This window comes from Ruegeria sp. YTSA072 (assembly GCF_059610285.1).
Genome location: NZ_JBXWNI010000019.1, coordinates 47,104 through 54,127 on the forward strand (window position 1 = coordinate 47,104; position 7,024 = coordinate 54,127).

The 7,024-nt window shown below is 58.5% G+C and carries 8 protein-coding genes and 1 tRNA gene; 5 read left to right on the forward strand and 4 right to left on the reverse strand.

What is annotated here, in order from left to right; all coding sequences use genetic code 11:
• Nucleotides 1–43 precede the first annotated feature (43 nt).
• The 4 genes from AC2FIB_RS20885 to rpmH all read right to left on the reverse strand — a co-directional run bounded on the left by AC2FIB_RS20885 (nucleotide 44) and on the right by rpmH (nucleotide 2,558).
• A complete protein-coding gene (locus AC2FIB_RS20885; RefSeq protein ID WP_496842681.1) occupies nucleotides 44–1,660 on the reverse strand; it encodes an acyl-CoA dehydrogenase family protein in 1,617 nt (538 codons plus the stop codon).
• A 76-nt stretch (nucleotides 1,661–1,736) separates the two neighbouring features.
• On the reverse strand, nucleotides 1,737–1,976 hold the full coding sequence (gene yidD / locus AC2FIB_RS20890) for a membrane protein insertion efficiency factor YidD (RefSeq protein WP_496737523.1): 240 nt from the start codon (nucleotides 1,974–1,976) through the stop codon (nucleotides 1,737–1,739).
• A complete protein-coding gene (gene rnpA / locus AC2FIB_RS20895; protein ID WP_496737525.1) occupies nucleotides 1,973–2,398 on the reverse strand; it encodes a ribonuclease P protein component in 426 nt (141 codons plus the stop codon). The genes yidD and rnpA overlap by 4 nt, the downstream gene beginning before the upstream one ends.
• A gap of 25 nt (nucleotides 2,399–2,423) precedes the next feature.
• Nucleotides 2,424–2,558 carry a 50S ribosomal protein L34 gene (gene rpmH / locus AC2FIB_RS20900; protein ID WP_005632162.1) on the reverse strand — a complete coding sequence of 45 codons (135 nt, stop codon included), beginning with the start codon at nucleotides 2,556–2,558 and terminating at the stop codon, nucleotides 2,424–2,426.
• 296 nt (nucleotides 2,559–2,854) lie between these two features.
• Here rpmH and AC2FIB_RS20905 point away from each other — a divergent pair, with 296 nt between their 5' ends.
• The 5 genes from AC2FIB_RS20905 to AC2FIB_RS20925 form a co-directional block, all read left to right on the forward strand.
• Nucleotides 2,855–3,586, forward strand: a complete 732-nt coding sequence (locus AC2FIB_RS20905) for a TVP38/TMEM64 family protein (RefSeq protein ID WP_496737527.1) — start codon at nucleotides 2,855–2,857, stop codon at nucleotides 3,584–3,586.
• A 4-nt stretch (nucleotides 3,587–3,590) separates the two neighbouring features.
• Nucleotides 3,591–5,009 (forward strand): dihydrolipoyl dehydrogenase family protein, encoded by a 1,419-nt coding sequence (locus AC2FIB_RS20910; protein ID WP_496737529.1) that lies wholly within the window; start codon nucleotides 3,591–3,593, stop codon nucleotides 5,007–5,009.
• A gap of 18 nt (nucleotides 5,010–5,027) precedes the next feature.
• Nucleotides 5,028–6,410, forward strand: a complete 1,383-nt coding sequence (locus AC2FIB_RS20915; protein ID WP_282120566.1) for an ATP-binding protein — start codon at nucleotides 5,028–5,030, stop codon at nucleotides 6,408–6,410.
• Nucleotides 6,411–6,474: 64 nt separating this feature from the next.
• A tRNA-Arg gene (locus tag AC2FIB_RS20920) sits at nucleotides 6,475–6,551 on the forward strand.
• A gap of 148 nt (nucleotides 6,552–6,699) precedes the next feature.
• A partial coding sequence (locus AC2FIB_RS20925) for an Arm DNA-binding domain-containing protein (RefSeq protein WP_496739767.1) occupies nucleotides 6,700–7,024 on the forward strand: 325 nt, incomplete at its 3' end.

Consider the following 7,024-nt stretch of genomic DNA (forward strand, 5'->3'; position numbering starts at 1 on the left):
CGCTGCCCCTACAGCAGTTAAGCCAACCGGGCAAGTGGCCGGGTCAGCCCAGTCGGGCAAGCAGGGCGTCCGTGTCCAGCCCGGATACCGATCCGTGAATGCGACCGCTGTTGCCCAAAAGCCTTGTGGCGATGAACCCGTCTGCAACGGCCGCGGGTGCGCAACGCAATAGCTGAGCTGCTGTCAGCAGCAATGCAGTACGTTCGGCAAACCAACGGGCTTCACTCTCAGGCGGCAGCCCGGGCCACCGATCACGATGCGCCTTGAGCGCGGCGTCATAGCCGTGGTCGACACCCGTTGCTATATCCAGTTCGGCCTGCAGGACCCCAGCGGCCAGCTGGTCGCGAGACAGGCTGCGCAGAATGTCGAGACAGATCACATTACCCGACCCCTCCCAAATACCGTTCAGCGGTGCTTCGCGATACAGCAGAGGCAGGGGCGTGTCTTCGACATAGCCCATGCCACCCAGCACCTCCATTGCCTCAACGACTACGGCCGGGCATCGTTTGTTATTCAGGAACTTGGCCAGGGCGACACCGATACGGGCAAAGGCCTTGTTTTCGGGTGACTGGCCGTCGAAGGCCTGCGCGACGCGCATCCCCAGCGTCAACGCGCCCTCCCAGTCCAACACGAGATCCGCCAGAACAGCGCGCATCAGTGGTTGGTCGACCAACCGGCGCTGAAAAGCGCTGCGGTGGGTGACCCAATGATGCGCTTCGCTGAGGGCTGCGCGCATCAGGCCCGCCGGGGCCAAGGCCGTATCCAGCCGGGTGTGATGGACCATCTCGATAATTGTCCGAACACCCGCGCCTTCGTCGCCTAATTGGTAAGCCAGTGCATCGTGATATTCGATCTCGGACGAGGCATTGGATCTGTTGCCCAGCTTGTCCTTGAGCCGCATCAGGTGAATGGCGTTGCGTTCACCGTCCAGCCAGCGTGGTACGAGAAAACAGGTCAGCCCGCCCGGCGCTTGCGCAAGGGTCAGAAATCCGTCCGACATGGGGGCCGAGCAGAACCACTTGTGCCCGCGCAGACGCCAGTGCTCGCCGTCTCGAGTCGCGATGGTGGTATTGGCGCGCACGTCCGAACCGCCCTGTTTTTCGGTCATCGCCATGCCCAAAGTGGCGCTGGATTTTTGTTCGACCGGTTTCGTCGCCGGATCATAGTTGCGCGCCATGAGCTTAGGCCGCCACACGGAGGCGATCTGTTCATTTGCAGCAAGAGCCGGGATTGCTGCGTAGGTCATGGTCAATGGGCAGCAATGGCCGGGCTCAATCTGGCTGGCCAGATACATCATCGCGGCGTGGGTTGTGTGGCCGCCGGACTGACCGTCCCAGGCCAAAGCCGCATAGCCGGCGGATTGGCTGATCTGCATCATCTCATGATAAGCGGGATGAAACCGCACCTCGTCCAAACGCCTACCGCCCTGATCGAACAATCGAAGTTCGGGGAGGTGCCGATTGGCCTCACGCCCCAACTCGCGGGTTTCCACCCGTCCCAAAGTTTCCCCGTAAGCCGCCACAGGCGCTTCGCGACCGCCCGTGAAATGCACGGCGTTTCGCAGAACGGGATCTGAAGACCAGAGATTAGAATCCGCGCGCACAGGCGGCTGATTCAATACGTCATGTGTCGGCAGGGAATGGCGGGCGTCGGATGTCATCTGAACCTCGGGCAGTACGGGTTCAAGTGTTCAGCGCATGTCCGAATGGGTCAAGGCTGACGGAGGGTCATAAAGATCAGCTGTCGTCTTCCTTGCGGTTGGGTACGGGGTCGTACCCATCGCCGCCCCAGGGGTGGCATCGGCCAATCCGCCGCGCAGCCAGCCAGCTTCCCTTGATGGCTCCGTGCTTTTCCAGTGCTTCCAGCGCATAGGCCGAGCAGGTGGGCTGGTATCGGCAATTGAAGCCAACCCAGGGACTGAAGATCAGCCGATAAGCCCTGACAGGCAGTGCCACGATATGAGAGAAGAGGGTCATTTCCGCCCGCTGTGCACTTTGCGAAGCGCATAGCGCAGATCGTCCAAAAGTGCCTCATAGGGACGCGCGGCTGTGGTTTCGGCCCTACCAATCAGGACGTAATCCCACCCGTCATGGCCATTGACGGGCAGAACAGCCCGGGCGGCCTCGCGCAACCTGCGTTTGGCGCGGTTGCGTGCTACGGCATTGCCAACCTTTTTGGAACAGGTAAAGCCAACCCGAATTCCTGCTGCTTCATCCGGGGTACGTTTGCGAGCCTGCACCATCATCGAGGATGTGCCCTGCCTGCGGGCACGCGCTGCCTTAAGGAAATCAGATCGTTTCCTGAGAACGGTCAAAGATTCAGGCGCGCAAACGGACGCCGCCGGGGGCGTTTCCCCGGGCTGGTTCTTACCATCCTCAGGGGCCTCCGGCGGCGTCATGTTCATAACCTGATCGGTGAGCGGTTTACGCGCTCAGCGACTTGCGACCGCGTGCGCGGCGCGAGTTCAGGATTTTGCGGCCGGCCTTAGTGGCCATGCGCGCGCGGAAACCGTGGCGGCGTTTGCGAACCAGGTTCGAAGGCTGATAGGTGCGTTTCATCGCTCCGTCTCCATTAAATGCGGTCGGGTGCAGCGCGGATTCGCCTGCCCGTAGTGTTCGAAGCCCGTCCTCTACTGGGTAGTGGGTGGTAAGTCAAACCCCTAGGTGGGGGTTTTCGCGCCTTTTGCAACAATTCTGTAATCGGGGCGGGCAAAAGGTTTCAAAATGGCAGGTTTATCGCCCCAAACCCTCACATTCCCTACCAAAAACATCAAGGCAGCGTGAGCCCCCTGTTGCGAGGGCCGCAAGCAGCGCATGTTGGGGTCAGAATGAAACGTAGTAAACCGGACAGCCTCATGAGCGAAACGACTCAGGCGCCGCGCAACGGATTGGCGCGGCATATTCCATTGCTGGTGATTCTCACCGTTGCGGCGGTGGGATTTTTCACGCTGGGTGATTATCTGACCTTTGAAACCCTGCGAGACAATCGTGAGGCGCTATTGACCTGGCGCGACGCCAACTATTGGGCAATGGCGGCAGCTTTCGTTGGTATTTACATTGTCATCGTCGCGTTTTCGCTGCCGGGTGCCGCAGTGGCGTCAATGACCGGCGGGTTTCTTTTCGGCCTGTTCGCCGGAACCGTGTTCAACGTGTTTGCGGCAACCATCGGAGCCTCTGCAATCTTTCTGGCGGCGCGCTGGGGGTTGGGCGAATCCTTGACCAAACGGCTTGAGTCCTCGGAAGGGACGATCAAGAAACTGAAAGACGGGTTACGCGAGAATGAGATCTCGGTGCTGTTTCTATTGCGTCTTGTTCCCGTTGTGCCGTTTTTTGTGGCCAACTTGGTGCCTGCACTGGTTGGCGTGAGGTTCCGCAATTTCCTGATCACCACCGCGCTGGGCATTATCCCGGGCGGTATCGTCTACACGTGGATCGGTGTCGGGCTGGGTGGTGTGTTCGATCGGGGCGAAACACCTGATGTATCGCTGTTATGGGAACCATTTGTGATTGGCCCGATCATCGGTTTGTGTGTGCTGGCCACGTTGCCAATTGTCATCAAATCCTTGCGTGGCCGAAAGGACGGCTAAAATCATGCGAGAATTGAAAACCGATATCCTGGTGATTGGCGCCGGGTCCGGGGGGCTGTCAGTCGCTGCGGGCGCCAGCCAGATGGGGGCCGATGTGATCTTGCTGGAAGGTCACAAGATGGGTGGCGATTGCCTCAACTTCGGCTGTGTCCCTTCCAAGGCCCTGATTGCCAGCGGCAAGGCAGCTTACGGCCAGGCACATTCTGCCGCGCTGGGCGTGGCTGACGTGGTACCGCACGTCGACTACGCCGCCGCCAAGGACCACGTTCACGATGTGATCGCTCAGATCGAGCCGATGGACAGCCAGGAACGGTTTGAAGGTTTTGGCGTGAATGTGATCCGGGAATTCGGCAGCTTCGTCTCTCCGACACAGGTGCAGGCGGGCGACAACATGATCACCGCACGGCGCGTGGTGATCGCGACGGGCTCGTCACCGTTGGTACCGCCGATTCCGGGATTGAATCAGGTGCCATTCTATACCAATGAGACGATCTTTGACCTGCGCGACAAGCCTGAACATCTTTTGATTATTGGTGGCGGACCGATCGGGATGGAGATGGCGCAAGCGCATGTCCGGCTGGGCTGTAAGGTCACGGTTGTCGAAGGCCTGAAGGCGCTAGGCAAGGATGACCCCGAGGCCGCCGCGGTCGTTTTGGACAGCTTGCGCGCCGAAGGGGTGGTTGTCCATGAAGAGGCTATGGTCGCCCAGATTCGCGACAACAAAGGGGCCATAGAAATTGTGACCGAGACGGGTGAGATCTATTCGGGGTCTCATTTGTTGTTGGCCGCCGGGCGTAAGGCCAACACAGACCGTTTGAACTTAAAGGCTGCCGGGATTGAACCAACCCGCAACGGGATCAAGGTCGATGACGCGCTGCGCACGACGAATCGCAGAGTTTACGCCATTGGCGACGTCGCTGGTGGTCTGCAATTCACTCATGTCGCTGGATATCACGCAGGGATCATCATCCGTTCTGCGTTGTTTGGCCTGCCCTCGAAGGCAAAAGCCGCACATATCCCTTGGGCGACCTACACCGACCCGGAATTGGCGCAGGTGGGCCTGACCGAGGCTCAGGCCCGTGAACAACATGGTGACAAGGTCGAAATCGCGCGCTTTGACTATCACCATAACGACCGGGCAATCTCTGAGCGGAAAACCAAAGGGTTCATTAAGGTCATGGTCGTAAAGGGTCGGCCTGTGGGGGCCACAATCGTAGGGCATCAGGCCGGAGAGCTGATCAACTTGTGGTCGCTTGCGTTGGCCAATAACCTGAAGATGGGTCAGATTGCTGCGATGGTTTCGCCCTATCCGACGATCGGAGAGCTTAACAAACGGGTGGCGGGTGCCTATTTCTCGCCAAGGCTGTTTGAGAATCAGATGGTTAAACAAGTGGTCAGGTTCGTCCAACGCTGGATGCCCTAGCCAAGAAGGGAGAGCAGATTGAATTCGCTGTCGGGCCGATTTCTGATCCTGACGACGGTCTTCGTGATGTTGGCCGAGATTTTGATCTTTGTTCCTTCAATCGCGCGCTTTCGCGAAGACTTTCTGCTGAACCGGCTTGAGCGCGCGCAGATCGCGTCATTGGCGCTGCTGGCTGACGATATGCTGGCCGAAGACCTTGAGGCCGAACTGCTGGCCAACGCTGGTGTCTATAACGTCGTGCTACGCCGCGACGAGGTGCGCCAGCTTATGCTGTCTTCGCCGATTCCAGAACAGATCACCAAGACCTACGATCTGCGCGACGCAGGGCCTTGGGTGTTGATCCGCGACGCGCTGGCGCGACTGTTCACTACTGAGAACGAAGTTATCCGCGTTATTGGCGAACCCGTCAAAGGGGCAGGTCTGCTGATTGAAGTCACCATAGAAAGCATGCCGCTGCGAATGGCGATGACCGACTATGGTCTGCGAATTCTGGGGCTGTCTTTTGTCATCTCCATTATCACCGCGTTCTTTTTGTTTTTGGCTGTGCGCGTCGTTTTGGTGAAACCGATCAAAAGTGTTGTTGGTTATATGCAGCGCTATGCAGGGGCGCCCGAAGACGCACGAGGAATCATCTCGCCGAACTCCAAAGTGACCGAACTTCGCGAGGCCGAGGAAGCATTACAGCAATTGCAGACCGAGCTGACGCAGGCCTTGAAGCAACGTGAACGGCTGGCGCAGCTGGGCGGCGCGGTGGCCAAGGTCAGCCACGATTTGCGGAACATACTGACTTCGGCACAGTTGTTCACCGACCGGATTGAGACCAGCGATGATCCCTTGGTGCGGCGTATGGCGCCCAAGCTGGTGAACTCGATCACACGGGCAGTGTCGTTGTGCGAAAGCACGCTGGCCTTCGGACGCGCAGAAGAACCCGCGCCGACACTGACCATGGTGCGCATGCACGATGTCGCCGCAGATGTCGTCGCCAGCGAACAGCTGGCTGTTGCAGATGCCTGCGTCGAGATCGTGAACGACGTACCCAAAGACCTTGTGGCCCGGGCAGACCCAGAGCAGATATTCCGTGTCATGATGAACCTTGTGCGCAATGCGCGTCAGGCCTTAGTGGCATCCGGGAAGCCGGGAAGCATCACGATCGCCGGCTGCGAGTATAAAGACGACTGGTGCGTCGAGATCAGGGATGACGGCCCCGGATTACCGCCCAAAGCACGTGAGAACCTGTTCACTCCATTTCAGGGTGGGGTGCGTAAGGGAGGCTCTGGGCTGGGGCTTGCCATCTCGCAGGAGCTGGTGCGTGGGCATGGCGGAGACCTGATACTGGCGCATACCGGGCCCGAGGGGACAACCTTTGAAATCAGGCTTCCGCGGGGCGATGGGACTTTTTGAAAACTTTTTGAAGAATCGACTTGCGTGTCCCGAACACCGGGTCTAAATACCGCCTCACCAACGCGGACCGATAGCTCAGCTGGATAGAGTACTTGACTACGAATCAAGGGGTCGGGGGTTCGAATCCTCCTCGGTCCGCCACTTGGTGATTTCCTCGAATTATGATGAACCACACTAGGTTGTTTAAACCTTTGAGATTTATAGGTGTAGCAGCACTGGCGGGTTTCATTGGATTTTACCCGATTGCGTCAGTATACTCTCATTGAGTGGTATATTTTGTGGTATTTTCATGGCTGCGCTCAGCGGGAAGCTGACAAAGAAGCTGGTAGAGAATCTGGGCTCGGGTCGGCATGGCGACGGTTCTGGTCTGTACCTAGTTGTCGATCCCTCGGGCGCACGACGCTGGATCGTGCGCGTAACGGTCAAAGGGCAGAAAAACCGCAAGGGCGCACCGCTGAGAACGGATTTTGGTTTGGGTGGCGCAGATGTTGTCACTTTGAACCAGGCTCGAGAAAGAGCCCTCGAATATCGTCGGATTGAGCCTCCCCAACTGAACTGGTCCACCGTTATGTTTAGGAAACGGAGGACCACGAATGGCAAACAAGCGACCGAAG

Excerpts from the sequence above, each read along its gene's own strand:
- AC2FIB_RS20885 (WP_496842681.1), bottom strand. The coding sequence starts at position 1,660 with ATGACATCCGACGCCCGCCATTCCCTGCCGACACATGACGTATTGAAT.
- yidD (WP_496737523.1), bottom strand. The coding sequence starts at position 1,976 with ATGACCCTCTTCTCTCATATCGTGGCACTGCCTGTCAGGGCTTATCGG.
- rnpA (WP_496737525.1), bottom strand. The coding sequence starts at position 2,398 with ATGACGCCGCCGGAGGCCCCTGAGGATGGTAAGAACCAGCCCGGGGAA.
- rpmH (WP_005632162.1), bottom strand. The coding sequence starts at position 2,558 with ATGAAACGCACCTATCAGCCTTCGAACCTGGTTCGCAAACGCCGCCAC.
- AC2FIB_RS20905 (WP_496737527.1), top strand. The coding sequence starts at position 2,855 with ATGAGCGAAACGACTCAGGCGCCGCGCAACGGATTGGCGCGGCATATT.
- AC2FIB_RS20910 (WP_496737529.1), top strand. The coding sequence starts at position 3,591 with ATGCGAGAATTGAAAACCGATATCCTGGTGATTGGCGCCGGGTCCGGG.